The 22,512-nt window shown below is 69.0% G+C and carries 16 protein-coding genes; 6 read left to right on the top strand and 10 right to left on the bottom strand.

The genetic code is table 11. The annotated features are described in order from the left end of the window. The first annotated feature begins 136 nt into the window (after nucleotides 1-136). From O4U47_RS01900 to O4U47_RS01890, 3 genes are all read left to right on the top strand, one after another. On the top strand, nucleotides 137-520 hold the full coding sequence (locus tag O4U47_RS01900; RefSeq protein WP_270675533.1) for a DoxX family protein: 384 nt from the start codon (nucleotides 137-139) through the stop codon (nucleotides 518-520). A gap of 101 nt (nucleotides 521-621) precedes the next feature. Continuing rightward, complete coding sequence (locus tag O4U47_RS01895) at nucleotides 622-2,574, top strand: hypothetical protein (protein ID WP_270675531.1); 1,953 nt, start codon at nucleotides 622-624, stop codon at nucleotides 2,572-2,574. An 81-nt stretch (nucleotides 2,575-2,655) separates the two neighbouring features. Continuing rightward, a complete protein-coding gene (locus O4U47_RS01890) occupies nucleotides 2,656-5,070 on the top strand; it encodes a DUF7933 domain-containing protein (protein ID WP_270675529.1) in 2,415 nt (804 codons plus the stop codon). Between the two features lie 114 nt (nucleotides 5,071-5,184). On the opposite strand, the gene O4U47_RS01885 is transcribed toward O4U47_RS01890, so the two are convergent. The 3 genes from O4U47_RS01885 to O4U47_RS01875 form a co-directional block, all read right to left on the bottom strand. Further along, entirely contained in the window at nucleotides 5,185-6,078 is an 894-nt protein-coding gene (locus tag O4U47_RS01885) for an RNA polymerase sigma-70 factor (RefSeq protein ID WP_270675527.1), read from the bottom strand. A 353-nt stretch (nucleotides 6,079-6,431) separates the two neighbouring features. Beyond that, entirely contained in the window at nucleotides 6,432-7,115 is a 684-nt protein-coding gene (locus O4U47_RS01880) for an L-2-amino-thiazoline-4-carboxylic acid hydrolase (RefSeq protein ID WP_270675525.1), read from the bottom strand. Between the two features lie 161 nt (nucleotides 7,116-7,276). Next, nucleotides 7,277-7,867 (bottom strand): TetR/AcrR family transcriptional regulator, encoded by a 591-nt coding sequence (locus O4U47_RS01875; RefSeq protein WP_270675523.1) that lies wholly within the window; start codon nucleotides 7,865-7,867, stop codon nucleotides 7,277-7,279. A gap of 102 nt (nucleotides 7,868-7,969) precedes the next feature. Between O4U47_RS01875 and O4U47_RS01870 the strand changes: the two genes are divergently transcribed. Continuing rightward, the gene (locus O4U47_RS01870) at nucleotides 7,970-8,872 is read left to right on the top strand and encodes an alpha/beta hydrolase family protein (protein WP_270675521.1); all 903 of its coding nucleotides are present in this window, start codon (nucleotides 7,970-7,972) and stop codon (nucleotides 8,870-8,872) included. Nucleotides 8,873-8,917: 45 nt separating this feature from the next. Here O4U47_RS01870 and O4U47_RS01865 read toward each other — a convergent pair whose 3' ends face one another. The 5 genes from O4U47_RS01865 to O4U47_RS01845 all read right to left on the bottom strand — a co-directional run bounded on the left by O4U47_RS01865 (nucleotide 8,918) and on the right by O4U47_RS01845 (nucleotide 15,863). After that, nucleotides 8,918-10,096, bottom strand: a complete 1,179-nt coding sequence (locus tag O4U47_RS01865) for a N5-glutamine methyltransferase family protein (protein WP_270675520.1) — start codon at nucleotides 10,094-10,096, stop codon at nucleotides 8,918-8,920. Nucleotides 10,097-10,315: 219 nt separating this feature from the next. After that, nucleotides 10,316-11,665 (bottom strand): PQQ-binding-like beta-propeller repeat protein, encoded by a 1,350-nt coding sequence (locus tag O4U47_RS01860; protein ID WP_270675517.1) that lies wholly within the window; start codon nucleotides 11,663-11,665, stop codon nucleotides 10,316-10,318. Between the two features lie 216 nt (nucleotides 11,666-11,881). Further along, nucleotides 11,882-14,461 carry a TPR repeat region-containing protein gene (locus O4U47_RS01855; RefSeq protein ID WP_270675515.1) on the bottom strand — a complete coding sequence of 860 codons (2,580 nt, stop codon included), beginning with the start codon at nucleotides 14,459-14,461 and terminating at the stop codon, nucleotides 11,882-11,884. Between the two features lie 43 nt (nucleotides 14,462-14,504). Beyond that, a complete protein-coding gene (locus tag O4U47_RS01850) occupies nucleotides 14,505-14,813 on the bottom strand; it encodes a hypothetical protein (RefSeq protein ID WP_270675513.1) in 309 nt (102 codons plus the stop codon). A gap of 474 nt (nucleotides 14,814-15,287) precedes the next feature. Beyond that, a complete protein-coding gene (locus O4U47_RS01845; RefSeq protein WP_270675511.1) occupies nucleotides 15,288-15,863 on the bottom strand; it encodes a TetR/AcrR family transcriptional regulator in 576 nt (191 codons plus the stop codon). An 81-nt stretch (nucleotides 15,864-15,944) separates the two neighbouring features. Between O4U47_RS01845 and O4U47_RS01840 the strand changes: the two genes are divergently transcribed. After that, a complete protein-coding gene (locus tag O4U47_RS01840) occupies nucleotides 15,945-17,381 on the top strand; it encodes a hypothetical protein (protein WP_270675509.1) in 1,437 nt (478 codons plus the stop codon). 6 nt (nucleotides 17,382-17,387) lie between these two features. On the opposite strand, the gene O4U47_RS01835 is transcribed toward O4U47_RS01840, so the two are convergent. Then, nucleotides 17,388-18,158: an SWIM zinc finger family protein gene (locus O4U47_RS01835; RefSeq protein WP_270675507.1), complete on the bottom strand. Its 771-nt coding sequence runs from the start codon at nucleotides 18,156-18,158 to the stop codon at nucleotides 17,388-17,390. Next, a complete protein-coding gene (locus tag O4U47_RS01830; RefSeq protein ID WP_270675505.1) occupies nucleotides 18,155-21,379 on the bottom strand; it encodes a DEAD/DEAH box helicase in 3,225 nt (1,074 codons plus the stop codon). The genes O4U47_RS01835 and O4U47_RS01830 overlap by 4 nt, the downstream gene beginning before the upstream one ends. A gap of 384 nt (nucleotides 21,380-21,763) precedes the next feature. On the opposite strand from O4U47_RS01830, the gene O4U47_RS01825 reads away from it, so the two are divergent. Further along, the gene (locus O4U47_RS01825; protein WP_408638912.1) at nucleotides 21,764-22,438 is read left to right on the top strand and encodes a formylglycine-generating enzyme family protein; all 675 of its coding nucleotides are present in this window, start codon (nucleotides 21,764-21,766) and stop codon (nucleotides 22,436-22,438) included. Nucleotides 22,439-22,512: the final 74 nt, after the last annotated feature.

The following is a 22,512-nucleotide window of genomic DNA, read 5'->3' as shown; positions in this document are numbered from 1 at the left end:
TGGACCGCGAAGGCCGCGTCATCCACGACAGTGAGCGGCCAGAGCGCTGTGCGGCCGCGTCACAGATCTCCTTTGCCGGTCGTCCTCTTGGTGACGGGTCCTGCGATGAACAGGACCGGATACCAGAGGAGGCGCTATGGACCTCGCGTTGTGGATCGCCGCTGTTTTCCTGGCTCTCGTCTTCGGGGCCGGTGGGGCCGCCAAGGTCGTCGTTCCCAAAGAGAAGATCGCCGCGTTCAAGTTCGCCGGGTGGGTGGAGGACTGGAGCGCCGCCTCCGTCCGGATCATCGGCGGGCTCGAAGTCCTCGCCGCCGTCGGTCTGGTCCTGCCCCCACTGGTGGGGATCGGGACCGTGTTCGCCCCCCTGGCCGCCGTCGGCATCATCCTGGTGATGGTCGGCGCGATCGCCGTGCACGCGCGCCGCCGTGAGCCGCTGAACATCGCGGGCAACCTCGTCTACCTCGCGGTGGCGGCCTTCGTGGCCTGGGGGCGTTTCGGGCCCGAGTCCTTCATGGGGTGAGGAGGGGCAGGGCTGGACGAGGACCGCCCGGATGCGGTGCAACCGCTTTCCAGCGGCGTCCGTCGAACCCTCGACGACCGCCGCCCCGGGGAGTCCGCGCGATGGCCCATCCCTCACCGCCCCTGCCCTCCACCCTCCGCGCGGCTCTGGCCCTGCTCCTGGGCGAATGCCGGCGCCGCCCCGCGCTCCTGCTGGGGATCGCCTCGGTCCCGCTGCTCCTCGGCTGGCTCGTCGCGACCCTCGTCCGGGCGAGTCTGCTCTCCGGTGCCCGGTGGATCGACGGCGGCCTGGTGCCCCTTCCTGCATCGGAAGAGCTGGTCCGCCAGGGGGCCGCGTCCGTCCTCGGCACCATCGGCCTCCCCGTGGCCTACGGACTGGTCGCCCTCGTGGTCGCCGGACGCCTCCTGGGGCGGCCCACCCCGCTCCGAACCGCCCTGACCCGACTCCTCAAGCGCCCGTTCCTGCTGCTCGGATGGTGGTTCCTCGCCGTTCTCGGCTTCGGCATGGCCGTCTTCGGCGTCGAGGCACCGATGATCCTCCTGGGGCTGGCGCCTCCCGTCGACTATGCCGGGCCGGTCCGCCTGCTGATCGTGACGGCGTCCCTGTTCGTCCTCCCGGCCGCCCTGGCCCAATGGGCCGTCCTCCTACCCGTCGCCCTCCTCGAGGACCTGTACGGCCGCGAAGCCGTTGAGCGCTCCTGGGCGGTGGGGGCAGGGGAACGGGTCCGCCACATCGCCTGCCTCGGCATGGCGGTCGGCCTCATGCTCCTCCCCCACCTCGCAGCCGAAGCGGCGTACGTGCTCACCGACGGCCCGATGAAGGCGGTGCTCCGGGTCGCGGTGGAAGGGCTCGCCCTCGCATTCGTCGCCCCGGCGGCCCTCCTGACCGCCTGCGCACCTGTCGTGTACTCCCTCTGCGGCGACACCCGCACAGCAGTGCAGGACGCCCCCGCCCCTCCAGGGCGGCGCCCCGATCAGACCGTCCTTCTCGTCGCCGTGCTCACCGTCATCGTCGCCCTTCCGCTCTTCGGCGCCCGGCTCTACGCCGGGGAGCTCGCCCACGTCCCCCGGCTGGCCATCGACCCCGCCGCCGCAACAGACGACCTGGCCCCGGACGACCTCGAACCGGTGCCCGGCGGAACGGGCTTCGCATCCCTCACCCAGGACCGTTGGAGGGACGGCCCCGACGTCCTTCTCCTCCACACCTGCGAAGCCGACTGCCCGGACGGCCAAGCGCGCGAACGCCAGATCGGCACAGTGCCCGAAGACGCCTTCCTCCACTCCTGGGCGATCGCCGCCGACGGCGACCACCTCCTCATCGGGGCCGTCCTCACCGACTCCGATCGGGAGTCCGACGCCAGCGGTCTCGCCGTCTACCGGTGCTCGGACGACGGCTGCGACGGCCCATGGGCGACCGACCTCTCTGCCTCATCACCCCCGTCCCTACCGCTCTACGGCATACGCCTCGCTCCCAGCCCCGGACCCGACGACGGATACGCCGCCCTCCTCCACGGACCGTCCGAGCCGACCGTCCACCACTCGAACGGGACGCCCGCCGCCCTCATCGCCTGTTCCTCGCTCGACTGCGAGACGCCATCGGTGAGCCGTCTGCCGGACGTGGTGGAACCGGGCCTGGCCCTCGCCCCCGACGGGTCGGCCGTGGTCGCCCACCTCACCGCGGACGGCAGCGCCCTGCGCCTTCTGGTGTGCCGCGGCTCCCACTGCGATTCCAGCGAGACCCGCGAACTCGACGGCCCATGGCGGCCGGGCGTCCCGAGGTTCGGAGGCGACCGCCCTGCGCCCTCGGCCGCCGTCGACACCTCCGGCCGCCCCCACGTGGTCGGCGTCGGCCGGGACGGCGATCGGCTCCTGTACTACGCCTGCGCCGACGCACAATGCTCCTCGTGGGACTCCGCCTTCCTCCTCCACAAGGACGACGCCCCGGGCTCCCTTAAGTCGGCGGGCCTCCAGGTCGACCAGCACGCCCGCCCGTCGGTCCTCACGAGCGGCGCTCTCCTCCACTGCCTCGCTCCCCGCTGCGACCTGGGCAAATGACTCCGGCGCGCCACACTCCCCGAACGCAGATCATTACTTACTGTCATCAGAGTGGATTTCCCGGCCATGAGGGGACACTCGATGACGCAGCCTGGGGCCCGACCCGACCGCTCACCCCGCCGCGACCGAACGCGCCGCTGGACGGCGGCCATCGCGGCCACGGCTGTGGGCGCGGTCGCCGCCGTGCCGCTCCACCCCCAGGCGGCCGCCGCCGAGCCCGGCCACCCCGGAGTGCCCACCGACCCGCAGGTCCTCTTCCAGGAGGACTTCGAGCAGACCGGTGAAGGCACCAACACGAGCCTGCAGAACTACATCGGCGCGACGGGCCAGACCTACACCGCCGACCCGTACTGGGTGAACCGCCCCGACTGCAACGGCTTCATCGTCGACTCCACCAGCCAGAGGCAGGACGACGACTGCACCTCGGCAGGGCAGGAGGAGGGCGCCTTCACCATCCTCCAGAAACTGACCACGGCCCTCGGAACGCTCCGCGGCTCCGACGACCCCGGCACCAACGCCGGCGTCGCCTCCTTCACCGAGGGCGACGGCCCCGCCGGGGCCGTCCAGTTCCGCACCGCCGCCCCGATCGCACTGCCGGTCGAGAGCAGGTTCGTCACCTTCTCCGTGGACGCCGCCGCGATGAACTGCCAGCACGCCGACATATGGACCCCGCCGAGGCTGCGGTTCTCGCTGATCGACTCCCAGGGCACCGAGCGCCCCATGTCCGACTCGGCCATCGACGTCTGCGCCGACCCGCGGGGCATCGACATCCCCGGCCAGACCGGCTTCCGCGCGGGCACCTTCCCTGCCGACGGGTCGTACCTGCTGCGCGGCGGCGCCTTCGACATCGTGCTCCGCAACGACCAGGGCCAGCGGTTCGGCAACGACGGCGCCTACGACAACATCGCCGTCCTCGACGTGACGCCGCAGCTCGACAAGGCCTTCGACCCGCGGGTGCGCATCGTCGGGGAGACGTCGCGGCTCACCCTCACGGTGACGAACACGTCCGAGCTGGCGGCCAAGGACGGCTGGTCCTTCACCGACACGCTCCCCGACGGCCTGCGCATCGCCGACGACCCGGATCTGGACACCACCTGCACGGCCGACGTCGAAGCGGAGGGCGGCGGCAGCACCGTCGCCGTCACCAACGGTTCCCTGGCCGCCCAGGAGGTCTCCTGCACGATCGCCCTGGACGTCACCTCGGACGAGACCGGCACCTACACCAACGGGGCCGGCGAGGTCAGCGACGCGGTCGGCATCAATCCGCCCGAGGACGCGGACGTGTCCTTCGCGAACGCGGACTTCGGCGACGCCCCGGACTCCTACGGGACGACGCTCGCGAACGACGGCGCCGTGCACCTCCTCAGGGACGAGGAGCCCGACGTGCATACGGCGGCTCTGATGCTCGGCGACACGGTCGACGCCGAGCCTGACGGCGCCCCCGGCCCGGCCGCCGACGGGGACGACACCACCGGCCCCGCCGACGACGACGAGGACGCGACGGGACCCATCACCGGTCTCGTCGGCCGGGATCTCACCGTCCCCGTGAAGGTGGTCAACAGCACCGGCGACGCGGCGACGCTCGCCGGGTGGGTCGACCTCGACCGGGACGGCTCCTTCGGGGAGGACGAGCGGCGGACCGCCACCGTCCCGGCAGGCTCCGGTATGACAACGGTGGAGTTGGACTTCCCCGCCCCGGCCGACGAGGGCGGCACATACGCCCGGTTCCGCATCGCCTCAGCGGGCGACGCGCCTGCCGAATCGGAACGCGCGGAAGACGACGCGCCCGCCCCGACCGGACGCACCATCGGAGGCGAGGTCGAGGACCACACGGTCACGATCGGGGACCGCGCGTTGGAGGTCGCCAAGTCGGTCGACCCCGCCGGGCCCGTGCATCCGGGCGACACGGTCGCCTACACCGTCACGGCCACCAACACCGGCAGCACGGCCTACACCGAGGACGACCCGGCCGTCGTCACCGACGACCTCAGCGGCGTCCTGGACGACGCGGCCTACAACGAGGACGCGGCCGCCTCGGCCAACGGCGCGCCCCTCGGAGAGGTGTCCTACAGCGCTCCCGAACTGACGTGGTCGGGCCCGCTGGAGCCCGGCCAGACCGTCACGCTCACCTACACGGCGACCGTCGGCGACCTGGACGGCGGCGACGGGAAGCTCACCAACGCGGCCACCACGGACGATCCGAACGGCCGCTGTGAGGGCGACGCCCCCGCCAACTGCGGCACCGAGGTGGACGTCGTGCCGCCCGCCCCGTCTCCTTCGCCCTCGCCCACGCCCAGCCCTGAGCCGGAACCGGAGCCCGAGCCGTCGCCCGACGAGCCGGTTCCGCCGGACGAGGCGGACCCGCCTCACGGGGACGGCGGCGGCCGCCTGCCCCTGACGGGCGGGGCGGTCACCGGCATGCTGGCCGCGGGCGCGCTCCTGATCGCCGTCGGCACGGCCGCGCTCCGGGCGTCGTACCTGCGCCGGTCGGCCTGACACAGCCTCCTCACCGGGGCCCACGGGGGTCCACGCCGCAGGCGTGGGCCCCATCGTGCGGCCTCGTGCGCCCTTGTGCGGCCGCCCCCGGCGCGTCGCCCTCACCTCGGCCCCTCACCTCCCCAGGGCCGTCTCCTCGCCGAAGCGGGCCAGCTTCTCCGGGTTGCGGACGTTGTAGATGCCGGTGATCAGGCCGTCCTCGACCCGCAGCGTCAGCACGCTGTCGACCTGCCCGTCCATCCGGACCATCAGCCCGGGCCACCCGTTCACCTGCACCGGGTCGACCTTCATCTTCCCGCCGAACCGGCTGATACCGGTCTGGAACAGGCGCGCCACACGGTCCGCGCCCACCACCGGCTTGGAGATCGCCTGCTTCACGCCGCCGCCGTCGGCCAGCACCACGACGTCGGGCGCCAGCGTGTCCACCAGCCCCTGCAGGTCGCCCGTCTCCACGGCCCGCTGGAAGGCCGCGGTCACCTCCCGCGTCTCCTTCGGGGTCGCGGCGCCGCGCGGGCGCCGCTCGGCGACGTGGGCGCGGGCCCGGTGGGCGATCTGCCGGACCGCGGCCTGCGACTTGCCGACCGCCTCGGCGATCTCGGCGTACCCGACGTCGAACACCTCGCGCAGCACGAACACCGCCCGCTCGGTCGGCGCCAGCGTCTCCAGCACCAGCAGCATCGCCGTGGAGATGCTGTCGGCCAGCTCGACGTCCTCGGCCACGTCGGGGGAGGTCAGCAGCGGCTCGGGCAGCCACGGGCCGAAGTAGCTCTCCTTGCGGCGCCCGAGCACGCGCAGCCGCGAGAGGGACTGGCGGGTGGTGATCGTGACCAGGTACGCGCGCCGGTCCCGCACCGACGCGAGGTCGACGCCCGACCACCGCATCCACGTCTCCTGGAGGACGTCCTCCGCGTCCGCCGCCGAACCGAGCATCTCGTAGGCGACGGTGAAGAGCAGGTTGCGGTGCTCGACGAACGCCTCCGTCGCGGCGTCCGCTTCGGGCTCGGGCATGGCGTGCTCCTGTCGCGTCTCGCGGCCGTTTCCCATGAGACGCCGCGCCGCCTGCGACTGTGACACGTGCACCCCGGCGAGGACGGATCGCCGGGGCCGGAGCACGATCGGGGATTCGCGGGCGCGGGTCCGCCGCCCCGACGACGGCCCCCATCAGCCGCCCCAGGAGAGGTCGGCAGACCCGCACCTGCGACGCCGCCCCGAGGGCGGCGCCGTCTCTGCCACCGCACCGGCCGCGCCTCGCACTCGCCGCGGCCGACCGCGCACTCATGATCACCGCGGCGCTCCCTCCCGCACAACGGTGTTCGACCACTCTCGAAATACGCAGATGGCCGTGGAGACCGGAGGGGAGTTCACGTTTCCCGGGTCCGGTCGAAGTGGAACGGGCAGTGCGTTCCTCCGGTGCCGATGGTGGTGGGGCGCTCGAAGCGGAACCCGTGCCCGCCGGGGTCGATGGCCTCGATCCAGGCGGCGTCGAACGCGCACAGGACCGGCGTCAGTTCCGGCGCCCCGTTGGCCGACAGCACCTCGTGGAAGAAGCAGCGGTGCACGTCGACGTGGTAGCGGCCGCCGTCGTCGGCGGCGCGGTCGAAGACGAAGCCCTTGCCGAACGCGAACTCCTCGCGGGCCTTGCTCATCTCCACGATGGAGGAGAAAGCGTCCTCGGCATCGTCCAGCCTCGCCCGCGTGCCCTCCCTGATGGCGTCGGCGAACGGCTCGTTGAAGCAGACCCGGACGAGGTCGAGGGCGGCGTCCCGCCCCAGCCGGGAGCGCAGGGCCTCATAGGCGGCCATCAGCGCCGCCACCATGCGGAGGTTCTGGCGCGCGGGGGCGTCGACGACCCGGGACCGGTTCGCCGCTTCGACCTCGTCCTGACGCGCGCGCATGGCGGCCGCCGGGGAGCGGTCGTCCAGTTCCTCGCCGAGACGCCGGTAGAAGGCGTCCAGCAGCATCGCCGTGTCGCGCTCGGGGTCGGGGACGTAGGCGTCGTCGTCGAGCCCGAACCGGTCGGCGCGGGGGTTTCGGTCGGTGGACATGGCGGTCCTTTCGCGTACGGCTCGGCACGCACACGACCGCGGTCCGGGTTCGACGCCGGAGTGACTGGCCGCGCCCGCACCGAGCGGGCACGCCAGCGCGCTCCACCACCGACCGGGCGCTGACAGGCTGATGTGTTCTGTCGGCGGGAGTGTTACACGCCCTAAGGCCGGGTGTCCAGGCGGTCGGGGGCCGCCCGGCATCCGTCCAGGAGGACGGTGACCATGCGCTTGGCGTCGGCCTGGTCATAGTCGGGACCGGTGATGCAGAGGTTTCCGATGGCGCGCATGAAGGTGTAGGCGGTGATGCCGGGCCTGATCTCCCCGGCCGCCGCGCAGGCGTCGAGCAGCGACGCGCACGCCGGGACCAGGGTGTCGAGCATGAGGGTGTGGAGGTTCTCCAGCCCCGAGTCGCCGGAGCCCAGCGCCGCACCGAGGCCGTGCTTGGTCACCAGGAAGTCCGCGAACGCGTCCACCCAGCGGGCCAGGGCGGCGGACGGGGAGGCCGACTCCTCCAGAAGCCGGGGAGCGAGCGCGGCGCAGGTGTCGATCTGGTGCCGGTAGACGGCGGTGACCAGGTCCGCCCGGGTCGGGAAGTGGCGGTAGACGGTGCCGACGCCGACCCCGGCGCGCTCGGCGATGTCGCGGACAGGGGCCTGCACCCCCTGGTCGACGAAGGCCGCCGCGGCGGCCTCCAGCACCCCGCTGCGGGTGCGCTGCGCCTGCGCCCGGCGCACTCCGACCGGTTCGGACACGACCCCTCCTTGCTTCGCGGAACATTGTTCCGCTAAATTGACGGAACATCGTTCCGCCACTCTACGGCAGAGCGTCCCCACGCCGGAAAGCGCAGGTAGCCCATGCCCTCCCACCGCCCCGACCAGCGGATCACCTCGGTCAAGCCCCTCACCGTCCCCGCCCCCGGCCGCGGCGCCGACCTGCGGGTGAAGGTCACCGCCCCGACGGAGGGCCGCGACCTGCCCGTCATCGTGTTCTCCCACGGCAACGCCTGGTCCATGGACGCCTACACGCCCCTCGCCGACCGGTGGGCCGCCGCCGGGTTCGCCGTCGTGCAGCCCACCCACCTGGACTCCCGCCGCAACGGCATCGGGTGGGACGACCCGCGCTTCGCCACCATCTGGCGCGTCCGGATCTCCGACCTGCACGCCGTCATCGACGGCCTCGGCGACGTCCTCGCCCAGGCCGACGGCCTGGAGGAGCGGGTCGACCGCGGGCGCATCGCGGTCGCCGGCCACTCCTGGGGCGCCCAGACCGCCGGCGCCGTCCTCGGGGCGCGCGTGCTCGACGCCGAGGGCACCCCCGGAGAGGACTTCTCCCACCCGGCGGTCGCGGCCGGGGCCCTGATCGCCGCGACCGGGACCGGCGACACCCTCACCCCGTTCGCCGCCGAGCACCTGCCGTTCATGCGGCCGGACTACTCCACCATGGCCGCACCGACACTGGTCATCGCGGGCGGCAAGGACCAGTCGCAGCTCTCCACACGCGGGCCGGAGTGGTTCACCGACGCCTACCGCCTCAGCCCGTCCCCCAAGAGCCTGCTCACCATCGACGAGGGTGAGCACTCGCTGGGCGGCATCGTCGGCGAGGCGGCCGCCGAGACCACCGACGAGGCCCCCGCCCGCGCCGCCCTGGTCGCCGACGCGGTGGCCGCCTACCTGCTCGACGCACTCAAGGTCGACGGCGCCGCGTGGAAGGAATTCGCCCAGGCAGCCGACAGCACGTGGAGCGTCTCCGACAAGTAGACCCCACCTGGACACCGCCGCAAGGGCCCGGCGGCCTCCGCCGCTTCACGCCTCCGACGGCCCGCCTTCGCCCTCCGGAACCAGCCGCCACAGGGAGGTGACTTCCCGGCGCCTGGCCGCGTGAAGGGGGTCGGCGAGGTCGTCAGCGCGCGGGTGGTCGGGGACGGTGTCCAGGCGGTCGGCGACACGGAGACCCGCATCCGCGATGGCGCTGAGCAGATCGGCCCGGGTCCTTAGGCCGACATGCTCGGCGAAGTCCGACAGCACGAGCCACCCCTCCCCCACCGGGGTCAGATGCTCGGCGAGGCCACTCAGGAAACGGTGCAGCATCTCGGAGTCGGGGTCATAGACGGCGCGATCCAGATCCGAGCTGGGCTGCCCCGGCAGCCAAGGAGGATTGCAGACGACGAGGTCGGCGCGGCCGTCCGGCCACGGGTCACCCTCGACCACCTGTACCCGGTCGGTGAGCCCGAGGCGCTGCACGTTGGCGCGCGCGCAGGCGACCGCGCGAGCGTTGATGTCGGTCGCGACCACCTGCTTCGCGCCCCGCCGGGCAAGGAGCGCGGCGAGCACGCCGGTGCCCGTGCCGAGGTCGTACACAACCGGGTGGTCCACGCCCTCGGGGAAGGGCGCCTGGGCGACGAGGTCCACGTACTCGCTGCGCGTGGGAGAGAAGACACTGTAGGCCGGATGGATGCGCGCGCCGAGTTGGGGAACCTCGACGCCTTTCAGGTGCCAGTCGTACGCGCTGAGCACGCCGACGAGCTCCGACAGCGACGCACAAGTCCGCTCGGGGGCGCTTCCGTCCCCCTCCCCATAGGCGTGCACGCAAGCCGCCCGAACATCCGGCGCGCGGCGCAGCGCCAGGGAGAGGTCGGGTTCAAGGATGACGAGCAGCCGCCCGAGCAGACGGGCACGGCCGGCGCGGGCCGTGCGGTGCTCATGGAAGAGGGCTACAGTGCCCTTCTTCCCGCTCCCTCCTCGACGGGACCGCCTCTGCGTCTCCCGCTGGTGCCGCCGGTCGACCCCTTGGAGGAGTCGGCGCCCGCTCTCATAGTCGCCAAGCCAGAGGACCCCGATGTCGGACCGGAGGAGCCGGTAGGCGGCGTCCACGGTGGTCCGCTCGGAGGCAACGACGACACGGGAGGGAGCCGGGGCGGAGTTCTCGGACCGCCACAGGGCGGTGCGGGAGGTCCCGTTCTCGGTCCAGGCGACGGTGGCCATGCGGTACTCCAGGGATCGAAGGTGCCGGTATCCAGCAGCGCTTCGATGCAGGGGTCGAGAGTACGACAGGGGCCGCCTGGGGGTCAGAGGCCATCCGGGAAGGAGATCCCCCGCACCGAAGCACGGGAGCGGTGCCGTCCGAGCACCAGGCCCATGACCACGGGGGTTCCTTCCGTCGGGTGGATTGAATCTTACACAGGGTTGCGGCGCCTCAGCCGGTTACGCAAAGCCGGACAGCTCTACAATTCGCCCATCTCGATTCTCAGCCACTACGGCGACTCCACCGACTACGTCAACACCATACCCCTCGCCTTCCCCCAAGTCGAAGGATTCACTCTCACCCTCAACCGGAACGTACTGCAATTCACTGTCCGACGACATCCAAAACAATCCATTGCCCGTCCATATCCCCGAAGAAACGAGCTGCTCTGCATCCACACCTGCGACATTTACGCGGGCGGTACCAGAGTCATCGAAAAGGCCGCTCGGGGAGATTTCTAGCCGGTCCTCTTCGATCTTAACAAGCACATCACCCACCCCATTCGCTCCTGAGACGACCGCATACTCACCTTCACCGCCTTCATAACGTTGAATTTCATCGCCACTGGTTGCATCAAGGACAGCGACGTCTTTCGTGCCAGCCGACACGAAGATGCGCCTACCGTCACCGTCGACATACAGTCTGGGAATGGAGTAGGTATCGGTGTCGTCTACCTGGAGGTCGGCCTTCCACTGCACATCGCCCGCACTTGAGTCCAAAGAAACGATTCTCCACGAGTTTCCGTCCGACGTACACAGAAAGGGGAGAAAAAGACTGTCAGCCATGTAGGCCGCACTCGAGCGGGCATCTGTGGGGTCCTGAGCACTTGGTGCGCAACCGTCAATACCTTCCCAGCGCCACGCCTCATTCAGAGTACTTCGACTCCACGCCCGCAGGAACACTTCATCACCGCCGCCGAATGAAAGTATATTGTCCTTCGCCATTTGGAGTCGGCTGACACTTCCCCACTGCACTGGAGCCGCATTACCATCGACCTGCGTCCTCGTATTCACCGACCCGGTTTCAGCATCCACATTTGCGACTTCGAAGCCCCCTGCATCATCCTGCGGATAGTTGAGCAAAATACTTTTTCGGTATGAATCGACGGCAACCCATGTCTCCAGCGCAGGTGTGAAGTAGCGCCACTTCTCCCGCCCGGTTTTCGGATCGTAAACAGCAACACCGCGATCGAATCTCACCAGTAGACCGCCTCCTACTCCGATGACCTCCCGCGCGTTTTCCGGATGCGACAAGTTGAAACTCCAGGCCTCAGTCGGCGAATTTTCCGGTTCTGCGGCTTGTTGCATGCCGACCGCCTGTGTAGATTGCACGTCGGGATGAGTTGCGACAACCGCGATACAGCACAGAACAATGCCACTCGCCCACACGCCTCTCCCTCTCACGTCGCGACTGTGCTGTCCTTGTCTTCGGGCAAGCCAAAGTCCCGTCAATGCGAGTAGCATGGAACTACCCGCGATCACGATATAAGTCCATTCTCCTGGCCCAATCGGAAAATCGGCCAGCAGCATGGACACGACGGCAGTGCCGGCTGAAACAGAAGCAGTAGAACCGCCTACCAGGAGTAATAGGGGGATGCGCCTCGCTCCACCTCGAATTGCTCCCCACGCTGGGAGCGCGACGGCAGCCAGGAGAACAAACATGATGACCCAAAATTGCAGGCCAGGTTGCGCTACCGAAATCCCGATCCAATAAATTCTCATCCGCTTACCTTAGGATTCCCGTACTCAGCGGCGCCCTGTATCGATCCTTTCCTTATACTCAGATTGGGAATCGGCGCGCAATCCGCCAAATTCACGATAGCCTTCCATGTAGTCATCGACGTATTGATCGACAAGTTGATGGTCTTGAGATTTTTGTTCCTTAGTTGACCCGAAAACATCCTCATTGATCCTGTCAATCACAGCTCCAGGCTGGAATGTCGGATCCTGCCCCCGTTTTTCATCAGTACTACCGACGAGGCCCCCGTCTCCATCATTGAGCGAAGATCGCAGATCAGGATCGAGCGAGTCGACATCAAACTCTCCCGCATCTGTCCTGATGCCAAGAATGGAAAGCTGCGCGTCGAGCTCCAATTCTTTTTCAGTAGGACTCATCCGTTCCTTATATCCCATGTCGTCCAGAGTCTCAGGGTAGCTATCATATTTATCTACCACGCTCTCAATAATTTCCTTGTATCCCTCTTTGTAGAGTCCGGTGAGAATTCCAGACCCCAGGCGGCCAACTGTCTCGTCAATGAGCATCTGCCCGCCCGCTTGCTTCATCTCTACCTCGTATGTATAGGCATCATTTGCGTTTCCATAGGTTCCCCACCCATGATTCGCTACAGCTGCATCGAACAGAGATGAAAGCCTTCCAGAGTATGAGTTTTCATCACCATGGAGCGAGTCACCCTCATAGTAGTCGACGAATCCGGCGATTCGCTGACTTTCAATTGCACTGAACATCTTCGCGCCGGCCTCTTCATCTCCCACGACCAGTTGCATATATTTCGCCCGGCTTTCGGGGGTCAACATCAGAACGTTCCCGTCCTCCGCCCATGGATAATTGACCGGATCGACGTCTTTTGCATACATGTTCTGATCGAAGCCAGGACCGCCGAAATCTTCGATATAAGACTCGAATATACCTCCGAAGCTCGCTGACAGTTCAGGATTGATCTCTCCCATAGCCTTCGGATCGTCCTTGCCGCCGATCGCGGTCAGATCGCCGAATATCCCTCCGGTCTCTTCACCCGAATTCGGGCTGGGGTCCGTAGTAAGGGTATCGATCAGGTGTGCCGCAGCCTCCCCAGCCCTTTCCCTTTCATCTGCCCACTCTTCGCCACTCTTCGCGGCATCTTCCGCGATCCAGTCAATGAGCCCTCTGGCAGTCTCTCCATCGTCCTCCCACTCGTATGTGAACAGCCCCTTGAGAACATCAGCCGCTGTGAATTCTCTGCCGTCGAGATTGTCTTTCGACTTGACCCCAGTATCGGTCAGGACATCATAGTTCGCCTCAATGTTCCTGAATGAAACATCGAGCAGGTCCCCAGCAAGGTCATCGACCTTTTCACCCAGGTCCATGTTTTTGAATGTGTTATCACCCAGAGCCGAACCGACTGCCGCAGTAAGCCGAGCTGAGAGTTCTGTACCACCTCGCATATGAGGGTCAGCGCTCTCAAACAGATAAGCCAAGTTAGGGACGTCCCTCGCCCAGTCATCGACCGTGTATATGGCGAGGACCTCTTGGTCGGCCTCCGCGATGGAACGAGCGTCTTCACTGGGACCGTTGACTGCATTCCTAATGTCTTCCGGAAGCCGCCCGAGAGAGCCACCATATCGCTCATCGGAGAGAGTAAGTATCCCCTCTCCAAAGGCTTTTGCCGCCTCCGGGTCATCTGCATCACCTACGAGATAGGTAAGCAGATCTTCCCGTCCTGAATGCTCGTTGAGAGCTGCGAATAGATTTTCGAGGTATTCAACGGAAGCCTTTTGATTGTTCTTACCTTCAAGTGCGCCTGATGCTCCTGTGATCAACTGAAGCATCTGGAGAGCCTGCCAGTATTCGGCGTCCTTCTCCTTGGCGTTCGGCCCGTGATATTCCGCTAGCTTCTTCGCATCTTCTTCCGCTTGCTCAGGGTCAATCGGGAATGGCGCGCTTTCCGGCTTCAAGTTGAACGCGGACCAGCCCATGTATCCGGCCTCGATGAGGCGTCGCACATTGGCGTCGGTAGCTCCCTCACCGATCCGCTTGGCATGAGCCTCGGCGGCGTCGCGGTAGTCTTCCCAGTGATTATTATTCTGCTCCGTGTAAGCGTCCCGTTTATCCTTCAGATCATTAATGATCTGAGTGACCCTCTCATGATGAACTTCGTCGTACTGCGTAAGAATGTCACCATCGTGGCCGATGGATGGAGCATATTCCTTCTTACCCGGCAGTTGATTGACCGCTGACTCCACCGCGAATGCCCACTGGTCGATCAAGTCCAACAGGCGCCTGTTGAACGTACCTACAACATCAGCCCAGGAGCTCATTTCCTTCGCGACGAAGCTGACCCCATAGGCTGCCTCGATCCAATGAGATTGGTTCTCATTACTCAGGTCGCCGATCTGCCATTTGATAGCGTCTGTGACGTGGACAGATGCGCTATCGAATTCGGCGCCGAGTTCGACGGAGCCTCCCCTCAAACGCGAAGCGAAATCCTCCAGGTCATCTGCAGCGCCCTGCACCTTCCCTTTCCTTGCTTCCGTCTTCTTCGGGGCAAACCTAATGAAGAAAGTACCCCACGCCTTGTTGTTAGCTGTTTCGAGATCGTCGAGCGACATTTCACGTCCTTAGTCAGTTCGCACGGTCCACACCCTTAGAAGGTCACGAGCCCCCCGGTGCGGCCCCTTGATATTCGTCTTCTGTTTCTGTATCCGTATCCTCGATCTCCCGGCCCGCCGAACCAATATTCTCGGCTAGCTGCTCCCCTTGGTCCTCGACCTTGTCGACGTGCGCTCTGTACATAGAGTCAAAATCGTCGAATCCTGATTTGAATTCGGGCTCGACTGCAGCTTCCTTCGCATTTTGAAGCACGTCATCAAAATCCTTTCCCAAGTCCTTCATCGACTCTGCGAGTGTCTGAGAACTCTGGCTTTTGGAGTGCAGCTCTCCGGTATTTCCACCAGCTTCCACTGGCCCTCCTTCCTCCTTTGAGACTCCTGCACTGCCATGGTCTCGGACGTCGCGGCCAGCGATCGCAGTACGGTTCCGTTGTGCAGGACGGCCGTAGCGCAGGATCCATCGAATACCCCTGCAACCCTTCGGGGTCGCGGTAATACTACTGGTTACCATAACGATGTGAGCCGACAGGGATCCCCATGCTGAGTCCGCATCCGGCCTTCACCTAACGACTTGACCGGTCACTAGGGATAGAACCTTTGTGGCCTGCGCTTTCATCGCAGTGGCATTCCGCCGCAGGCCTGGTTCGTCTCCTACCGTCGTGCCGTCCGGAGCGGGTGCACGAGTTCACCGAGTTGACCGGGGAGATCCAGATCCCGAGCATCCGGGGGTCACGGTGCCTTCTCCGGCCGGGAACTGCACAAGCCTGATCAAGCTCAGTGCCTCCAGGCGTCGCCAGGCTCCATGCGCCACACTGACGACAGCCCTTCAGCGCCCGCCAAGCCCCACAGCTCTGCGCAGGGTCCTGGACAACTGCACCCCCACGTCCCGGCGGCTGGTGCCCGTCTTCAGGGACAGCCACGCTCCGAACAGCAGCACCCAGAACGTCGTCAGCACCCAGTCCGGTGTCAGCTCCGGGTCGAGTTCGCCGTCGTCCTGGCCCCCCGTGATCACCCCGAGCAGTGCCTGAACCCGTTCCTCCCCCTCGGTCCAGGCGTCCGGGTCGACCAGGGCGTTGTCGGCGAACACCAGCCCCAGCACCGGCCCCAGCCCCAAGTACTCCTGCGCCAGGCGGTCCAGCGAGTTCAGCGCCCCTCCCTCGCCGAGGCGGGCGGCCTCGTCCGCGCGGGCGAACCGGGTCCGGCACTCCTCGTCGACGGCCGCCAGCAGGTCCCCCCGGTCGGTGAAGTGCCGGTGCAGGGTCGACCGGCTCATGTCGGCCGCCTTGGCGATCTCCGCGAGGGCGGCCGAGGTGTCCCCCGCCAGGGTCTCGATCGCGGCCTCGACGATCAGCCTGCGGGTGCGGCGCGCGGTGGGCGACAGGTCGGTGGTGCTGCGGTGCATGGGGCGATTGTAGGGCGCCGCGGACCCACACCCGGACTCGCGCGTCATTTTTTGCGACATTCATGTGTCACAATGCCTCTTATGAGTCGCAATCCCGATGGACGACGCGCCGCATGGATGCTCCCGGGGGCCTTGACGGTCGCCGGGCTCGCGAGCGCGGCGCTGGTCGTGGTCGGCCCACCGCTCGACGGCCCGGTCTCCCTCCCGCTGACGGTGCCGCTGCTGCTGGCCGCCGCCGTCGCCGCGCGGGTGCTCCCCGGCCGGGTCGGCGCCGGGATCGGGCTCGCCGCGGTCGTCCTCGCAGCCGCGGCGGCGACCGCGGCCCTCATCACCCAGGCGGAGGGCGGCCTGCGCCCGATCGCGGTCGGTGTGCGCGCCGTCCAGTTCACCGCGCTGGCCATCGCCGCTTACGCGGGGGTGCGGCAACTGGTCCGCCCCCGACAGGACGCCGGCGTCCCACGCCGCGACTGGACCCGTCCGCTTCAGCTCGTCGCCCTGCTCTGCCTGTCCGCGATCGGCGCCGAACTCCTGGCCGCCTACAGCGACAACACCGGCGACCCCGGCGGCATCGCCTTCGCGCTGGTCTTCTTCGCCGCCCTCTACGGCGCCCCCGCGCTGCTGGCCCGGGAGCTGGTCCGCCGACGCGGCTGGGGCTGGCCCAGCCTGCTGCTCCTGTTCGCCGCCCTGGGCACGGCGCAGGCCTGCCTGATCGACCAGTCCCTGTTCAGCGCCGACTACCAGGGCTACGAGGGCTGGGAGGAGATCCGGCAGGCCTCCCTCATCCCGCCGCTGGGCATCAGCGCCTACAACGCCTTCAGCTTCATCGTCGGCCACATCATCTACAGCTTCGCCGCACCGGTCACCCTCGCCGAGGCATGGGCTCCCCAGCGCACCCGCGAGCCGTGGCTCGGGCCGTTCGGCACGGTCGCCGCCGTACTCGCCTATGCGGCGGCCGCGGCGCTGATCGTGTCCGATCCCGAATCGCGCTCCGGATCCCCGGCGCAGCTCGCCGTCTCCGCCGCGGTCGTCGTCGGGTTCGTCGTGGCCGCCGTGTTGTTCGGACGACGGGCGGCCGCCAGGACGCGCCGTCCGCCGCGGCCCGCAAGGCGGCTGCCGCTGTGGCCGGTGTTCGCGACCGCGCTGCTCGTCGCCTTGGTCATCGACCTCAGCCCGCAGGACTGGGGCGGCGTGGCCCTAGGGGTGGCCGTCACGGGCGGGTTCGGGCTGGCCCTCGTGGCGGCGGCGCGCACCTGGGGCTGGTCGGTCCGGCACAGCGCCACTGCGGCCTTCGCCTTCCTCCTGGCGCGCGGTGTGATGGCGTTCACCTACTTCCCGCTTCTGGGCGACGTCGCCCCGCTGCCGAAGTACGCGCACAACACCGTCATGCTCCTGGCCGTGCTCACAGCGGGATGGCTCGCGCTCCGATACCGCCCCGACACCGCTGAGGAACGCTCCGCCCACCCCCAGGCGAAGCACCTCACGAATCCGACCGACATCGCCGGGGGCACAGCGCCATAGGAACGGCTACTCGCCCCTGTCTCCCGTGCGGCCTCCGCCTTGGGGGCCGGCCTCGGCCATCGCGTCGTAGATCGGCTCCAGCGCATCCGCCAATACAGGGATCGGCGCCTCCCAGTAGGCGAGCGGGTTCAAGGGGCGCTGGGGCCCGGGCAAGGGCAGGGGTTCCGACTCGGCCCAGAACTCCTCCGCCCGCTCCGGCAAAGGCTCCACCTGCACGTCCAGCTCGTTCGGCAGACGGACACCGCTTCCGAGCGATTCCTCCAGCCGCTCCAGCAGCAGCGCCGGTGATACCCCGTGCCACCCCAGGAGCAGGCGCGGGTCACTGTCGATCGCGTCGGCGAACACGTACAGCAGCGCCACAGCGTGCTTGCAGAGGGACCAGTGGTCCGGGCAGGAGCACAGCGACCGCATTTCCAGCAGCGGCGGGAACAGCTCCGCCCCCACGGCCCGAAGCGCGGCCTCCGCGCCCCCGGGCATGCTCCCCTCCTGCACCGCACGCGCGGTGTCCTCGGCCTCTGCCCCCACCAGTCGGCTGATGACCTGCTCCGCACGCGCCTCGTCCAGCGGCGCGATGTGCACGGCGGCGCTGTAGGGGCGCACCGAGCTGCCCGCCACCTCGCCGCTCACCCGTCCGCTCACGACCTGGATCCACTCCACCGCGCCGCCGCGCGCGTACGAGCGGCCCCGCGACAGACGCCCCGGGTCGCCGTCGAGCTCGACCTCCTCGACGAAGCGCCGGGCCCACCAGTTCTCCCCGATCGGTCCCCGCGCCCTCATCCGGACACCGCCTCAGGCGCCAGGCGCACGACCTCGCGCAGCTCATCGACGCTGAGTTCGCTCAGCCATTCCTCCCCCGACCCGCCGAGCACCGCGTCCGCCAGCGCCTTCTTGCGTTCGATCATCTCGTCGACGCGCTCCTCCAGCGTGCCCATGCAGATCATCTTGCGCACCTGCACGGTGCGGGTCTGCCCGATGCGGTACGCCCGGTCGGTGGCCTGCTGTTCCACGGCCGGGTTCCACCACCGGTCGACGTGCACGACCTGGTTGGCGGCGGTCAGGTTGAGCCCGGTCCCGCCCGCCTTGAGCGACAGGAGGAACACCGCCGGCCCGTCGACGGTCTGGAACCGCTCCACCATCGCGTCGCGCCTCTTGCGCGGCACCCCGCCGTGCATCCAGAGGACCGGGACGCCCAGGCGCTTCTCCAGGTGCGGGGCGAGCATGTCGCCGAGCTCGGTGTACTGGGTGAAGCAGAGCGTCTTGTCGCCGTCGGCGGCCATCTCCTCCAGCAGCTCCTCCAAGCGCGCGAGCTTGCCCGAACGCCCATGGAGGCGCGACCCGTCCCCGAGCGCGTGGGCGGGGTGGTTGCAGATCTGCTTGAGCCGCGTCATGGTCGCCAGGACCAGCCCCTTGCGTCGGATGCCGGTGGCGTCCTCAAGGGCCTCGACCATCTCGTTCACCGCCGCCTTGTACAGGGACGCCTGCTCCGCGGTGAGCGTGCACCACGTCTTCATCTCCTGCTTGTCGGGCAGGTCGGCGATGACGTCCCGGTCGGTCTTGACGCGGCGCAGCACGAACGGGGCGGTGGCGCGCCGAAGCCGGGTCGCGGCCGCCGCGCCCTCCTCTTGGGACGGCCCGCGCTCGATCGCCGCGGCCGTCCGCTTCTCGAACGCCTGCCGGTCCCCCAGCAGGCCGGGGTTGGCGAACTCCATAATCGACCAGAACTCGCCCAGCCGGTTCTCCACCGGTGTCCCGGTGAGCGCGACCCGGGCCGACGCCGGTACCGCCCGCACCGCCTTCCATGTGGCGGTGCGGGGGTTCTTGATGTGCTGCGCCTCGTCGCAGACGGTCCGCGCCCAGTCCAGGCCCACCAGCTCCTCGGCGTCGCGGCGCAGTGTGCCGTAGGTCGTCAGCACCAGGTCGGCGCCGGCGCAGGCCTCCTTGAGCCGGGCTCCCCGCGGGCGCCCGGCCCCGTGCTGGACGTGCACGCGCAGCCCGGGCAGGAACCGCTCGGCCTCCTTGTGCCAGTTGCCGATCACCGACGTCGGGCAGACGACCAGTGTCGGCGCGCACGGCCCGGCGTCCGCGCGCTCTTCGGCAAGTACTGCGAGCACCTGCAGCGTCTTGCCCAGCCCCATGTCGTCGGCGAGCACCGCCCCCAGCCCCAGTCGGCCGAGGTAGCGCAGCCATGCGGCGCCCCGCCGCTGGTAGGGGCGCAGCCGCGCCTTCAGCCCGGGCGGGTCCTCCATGGGGGCGAAGGACTGTTCGGCCCGGCCTTCGAGCAGGGCCCCAAGGTCCCCTCCGGCGTCGACGGAGGAGACCTCCAGGCCGTCCACGGTGGGCTCCAACGCCATGCGCAGCGCTTCGGCCTCGGGGACGGTGCCCGACCCGCGTTGGGCGATGGCGGCCGCCGCGGCTTTGAGCCGCGCGGGGTCCAGGTGGACCCATTCCCCGCGCATGCGCAGCAGCGGGGCCTTGAGGCGGGCCAGCTCCTGGAGCTGTGCCGCGGTGAGCTCCACGTCGCCGAGCGCGGCGCGGTAATCGAACTCCACCAGGCGCTGCCCGATTCCGTCGCCTCCCGCCGACGCACTCTGCTCCTCCAGGCGCAGCGCCACCGTGGTGTCCCGCGTGCCCGCCCACGGGGGCAGCAGCAGGCCGATACCGGCTTCGCTCAGAGCGGGCGCGACCCGGGTGAGGAATGCGCAAGCCTGGGCCGTGTCCAGGGTGCAGCTGCCGTGTTCGCGCACGTCCTCGCGGTCCAGGCGCGGGTACAGGCCCGCCGCCCGATCCAGTGCGGCCTCGATGGCCGCTTCGCGGTCGCGGGGGAGCCAGTCGGCGGCGTCGTCGGCGCGCGCGTCCGGCAGGGGGAGCATGAGTGAGGGCTCGTCCGCCGATTGGACCCACACCTCCAGCTCCCACGACGCACCCTCGTCCGCGATCAGCGGCTCTGGCGGCCGGGCGCCGCCGCTCCCGAAGTCATCGTCGGCCTCCTCTCCCGCTTCGGGGAAGAGGTCGGCATCGGAGCCGGGACCGAGGGCGGGCTCCACGAGCCGCAATGCCAAGCGCAGCGCCGCCGTCCGCCGTTGGACCGCGCCGAACCACTCCGACAGCCGCCCGGCCAGCACGCTCTGCTCGCGCCCCCAGACGTACCCAGGGACCTCTCCGTCGTCGGCGAGCAGCCCGTGCACCCAGTCCGCGTACAGCCTCGGCCCGGCGGGCAGCCGGAACTCCCGGCCGTCCAGCCGTTCGCGCACCGCGAGGTCGGTGAACGCGCACAGCGTTTCGAGGGCGTCGACGACCGCGGCCGAGCCCGCTTCCCGGGGGTCGTCGACGCCCGGGTCATGGTGGGCGCGCAGCACCGGCGGGACCGTCCCGGCGTAGGAGCGCAGCCAGGACATCGCCTGCGGGTCGAGCACGGGGCGCCACCGCGCCCGAGGGGCGAAGGCGGTGGTGCCGGACTCCTCAGAGGCCTCCTCGACCCATTGCGGGACGACCCGGCGGGCGGCGGCGAAGGATTCCGCCGCGCGAAGCAGCACCTCCAGGTGCGGAAGGGAGGCGCTGCCCGACCCCGGCGCCGAGGACCGGAAGGTGCGCAGGAGCGTCGCGGCGTCGCCGGAGTGCAGGACGAGCGCCGGGACCTCCCAGTCCCGCAGCGCGGCCCGGGAGGCTGCGCTCTTGGGGGCGTCGAGGCGCACCCCCAGCGACGGGGGCGTGTAGGGGTGGGTCGGGCCGCCTGGCAGCCGCAGCACCGCGGTACCGGGAGCGGGGAGTCCCGGGGCGGGGGCGTAGGGGCGCTCCTGTGCGAGGGCTCGGGCCACCGCCCCACGGTGCTCCGAATCCCGGTACAGGAGGGAGACCACCTCATCGGCGAGGTCCCGCGGGCCCAGGGCATAGGGGTGGGGCCGCGGCTCCCGCCGGGACCTGGTCGCCGCGGGGAGTTCGGAGTCCATCCCCCAGACCCACAGCGCCCGGTCGGACCAGAAGGCTTCTAATACACGCACTCTTCCAGTGTGACCGCGATGGCGGGGCGGTCGAGCTCGTTCGAGACATTGAAGGGACCGGGCGGGCTACCGGCCCCGTGGGGAGCCCGCCCGAGGCCACGCGGTGTGCACGGGAGGCGCCCCCGCCCCGCGCATAGTGCCGGTGGCTTCCGAACCACCTAGGGCCTGTCTGGAGTGCTACGGTGTCCCGCCGAGTCGCGGGCCTCCCGTGGCCCCACCGACCCGGCTCCCCGTTGATCTCGGGGAAGTCGGGCTTATGACGGCGCTCTTAAGCCCGACTTCCCCGAGATCAACGACGGAGGGGCCGGGCGAGAGGGAACCTCCGGACAGGTCCTAGGGCACCGGCCGGACAGCCGCCTGGCCGACACCGGTAACGTCGGCTCCGTGACCACGGATACGGATTCGGAGACGGCCCCCGTCCCGCCCGGACCGGTGACCCTCTCGGACCGGCGGACGCAGACCCGATGGACGACGCAGGTCGAACCGTTCCGACTGGGGGTCGTCCCCGTCACCCAGGGCCTCTACGCCGACATCACCGGCGACCGGCCAGGCGGCTCCGGCCGCGACGACCTCCCCGTCACGAACGTCTCCTGGCTGGACGCCGTCCGCTTCTGCAATGCCCTGTCCCGCCGCGAGGGCCTGACCCCCGCCTATGCGCCCGAAGGCCATACGGCCGAGTGGGACACCTCCGCTGACGGCTACCGCCTGCCCACCGAGGCCGAATGGGAACGCGCCTGCCGCGCCGGTACCGTCGGCCCCCGCTACGGGCGCCTCGACGACATCGCCTGGCACGCGGGAAACGCGGCCGAACGCATCCACCCCGTCGGCGGCAAGGCCCCCAACGCCTGGGGTTTCCACGACATGATCGGCAACGCGTGGGACTGGTGCTGGGACCTCTACGACCCCGACGTCTACGGCTCGTACCGCGTGCTGCGCGGGGGCGGCTGGTCCGACGAGCACTGGTCCTGCCGCGCCTCGGTGCGCCGCCGCAGCCATCCCACCTTCCGCATCGACGACGTGGGCTTCCGTGTGGCGCGCTCGGGAACGCCCCGGCTTTAGGGCTGTCCATAGTGGCGGTTCCACCACCCGGTCACGCCCGAGACGCCCTCTTCCCCTGAAGCACCGCGCCCCGC

It is taken from the genome of Nocardiopsis suaedae (assembly GCF_027706745.1).
GTDB lineage: Bacteria > Actinomycetota > Actinomycetes > Streptosporangiales > Streptosporangiaceae > Nocardiopsis_A > Nocardiopsis_A suaedae.
The sequence above is the reverse complement of the archived record's forward strand: the minus strand, read 5'-3'. Positions and strand labels throughout refer to the sequence as shown.

Excerpts from the sequence above, each read along its gene's own strand:
- O4U47_RS01900 (WP_270675533.1), top strand. The coding sequence starts at position 137 with ATGGACCTCGCGTTGTGGATCGCCGCTGTTTTCCTGGCTCTCGTCTTC.
- O4U47_RS01895 (WP_270675531.1), top strand. The coding sequence starts at position 622 with ATGGCCCATCCCTCACCGCCCCTGCCCTCCACCCTCCGCGCGGCTCTG.
- O4U47_RS01890 (WP_270675529.1), top strand. The coding sequence starts at position 2,656 with ATGACGCAGCCTGGGGCCCGACCCGACCGCTCACCCCGCCGCGACCGA.
- O4U47_RS01885 (WP_270675527.1), bottom strand. The coding sequence starts at position 6,078 with ATGCCCGAGCCCGAAGCGGACGCCGCGACGGAGGCGTTCGTCGAGCAC.
- O4U47_RS01880 (WP_270675525.1), bottom strand. The coding sequence starts at position 7,115 with ATGTCCACCGACCGAAACCCCCGCGCCGACCGGTTCGGGCTCGACGAC.
- O4U47_RS01870 (WP_270675521.1), top strand. The coding sequence starts at position 7,970 with ATGCCCTCCCACCGCCCCGACCAGCGGATCACCTCGGTCAAGCCCCTC.
- O4U47_RS01865 (WP_270675520.1), bottom strand. The coding sequence starts at position 10,096 with ATGGCCACCGTCGCCTGGACCGAGAACGGGACCTCCCGCACCGCCCTG.
- O4U47_RS01860 (WP_270675517.1), bottom strand. The coding sequence starts at position 11,665 with ATGCTGCTGGCCGATTTTCCGATTGGGCCAGGAGAATGGACTTATATC.
- O4U47_RS01855 (WP_270675515.1), bottom strand. The coding sequence starts at position 14,461 with ATGTCGCTCGACGATCTCGAAACAGCTAACAACAAGGCGTGGGGTACT.
- O4U47_RS01845 (WP_270675511.1), bottom strand. The coding sequence starts at position 15,863 with ATGCACCGCAGCACCACCGACCTGTCGCCCACCGCGCGCCGCACCCGC.
- O4U47_RS01840 (WP_270675509.1), top strand. The coding sequence starts at position 15,945 with ATGAGTCGCAATCCCGATGGACGACGCGCCGCATGGATGCTCCCGGGG.
- O4U47_RS01835 (WP_270675507.1), bottom strand. The coding sequence starts at position 18,158 with ATGAGGGCGCGGGGACCGATCGGGGAGAACTGGTGGGCCCGGCGCTTC.